The following is a 744-nucleotide window of genomic DNA, read 5'->3' on the forward strand; positions in this document are numbered from 1 at the left end:
TTATAATATTTACCTGTACAATCTAAACTTAGACTCTTTTGGGCTTTACCCTTCAATTGTCTTAAATTCATATGAGGTAGCGCAGTAAGTTAATTTTTAATAAAAAACGTTTGTATTAAAAAATGCAAAAATACATACTCCTCCAAAACTATATGCACTTAAATATTCATATAGTAAAATAATCAGTACAAACGTGTCCTATATAGCATATTTCCTTAACGGGCTTGATATTATATTCATCATAAAATTGGTGTGACCTTAATATCTCACTTAGCTCTTTAATATTTTGATATTAACAATATAGAGTTAATATATGCCTACTTTATCGCTACACCTACATATAAGCCAAGAATTCAATTACAGAACGGTTTTCATCAATGGTAGACGAAAACATGTCAAACAAAAAGAGACTCAATTATTTATTACTTTTCGTATAGATGTAATAAAAGATTATAGGAGAAATATATATGCTCAAAAAAATAAATAGATTTATGTTTACTTTGCCTACCATTTCTTTTATTTTTCTTATTTTATTAGGATCATTTTTATTTGTAATACCATTAGGTCTATTCTTACCTGAAATACAAAAAAACCCAATAACAGAAGCACCTCTTATTCTTCAAGTTTTATTGGGGGTATTAGCAGCACCTATATATGAAACAGTAGTTTTTCAAGTATTTTTATTTTGGCTATTAAGTTGGATTCCTTACATTAAAAATCGCGATTACCTTATCATTTTAATAG

At 27.0% G+C, this 744-nt stretch carries 1 pseudogene; it reads left to right on the forward strand.

From position 1 onward, the window contains the following. Positions 1 to 467: 467 nt before the first annotated feature. A pseudogene (locus DN403_RS30545) lies at positions 468 to 744 on the forward strand (CPBP family intramembrane glutamate endopeptidase); the annotation flags it as partial.

Source organism: Bacillus sp. AY2-1 (assembly GCF_008368965.1).
Lineage (GTDB): Bacteria > Bacillota > Bacilli > Bacillales > Bacillaceae_G > Bacillus_A > Bacillus_A thuringiensis_S.